Source organism: Dorea sp. 210702-DFI.3.17 (assembly GCF_020560825.1).
In the GTDB taxonomy this organism is placed as follows: domain Bacteria; phylum Bacillota; class Clostridia; order Lachnospirales; family Lachnospiraceae; genus Dorea; species Dorea formicigenerans.
Map to the genome: position 1 here is coordinate 1 of NZ_JAJCNB010000091.1, position 498 is coordinate 498.

Annotated in this window: 1 pseudogene; it reads right to left on the reverse strand. The window is 39.4% G+C overall.

The annotated features are described in order from the left end of the window. Positions 1 to 443, reverse strand: a pseudogene (locus LI149_RS15080) (hypothetical protein); the annotation flags it as partial. Positions 444 to 498: the final 55 nt, after the last annotated feature.

A 498-nucleotide genomic window follows, 5' to 3' on the forward strand; every position in this document is an offset into this window, starting at 1 on the left:
AATACCACAAATCTCGGTTCGGGAATCTTAATTAACTTCCGTCCATACAGATTATCCCCAAATACATACGCCATATAAACGCAAGCCACATATGCCAGATTCCGTAATGGCATGTTAGGATTCGGCGTTGATTGATGTTCGTATAGAACCAACTGTGTTCCCAATATAAATGACACATCATTTTTCATACCCAGATAAACTGCATTTTCCAACGTTGTTATAATCAGTTCGTCTGGATTATCGTACGAAGTTCCATTCATAGCGTTGTAAACTTCCAGTGCTACTTTGGGATCCTTCAGCAACATTCGAAATACCCGGTCTTTGTACTCGCGATTTGGATATCCAAATACTTGCGCCATTTTCTTAAAGGCTTTCTCCATATTTTGTGAGATTCTTCTGTTATCTGTTTTTCTGTCCCTTACTGCTTTCATACTTTTTGTCATTCAGTATCCTCCTTCTTCTGTGTTCGAAAGGACTCTCCTCCTGACTGTTTCTAAG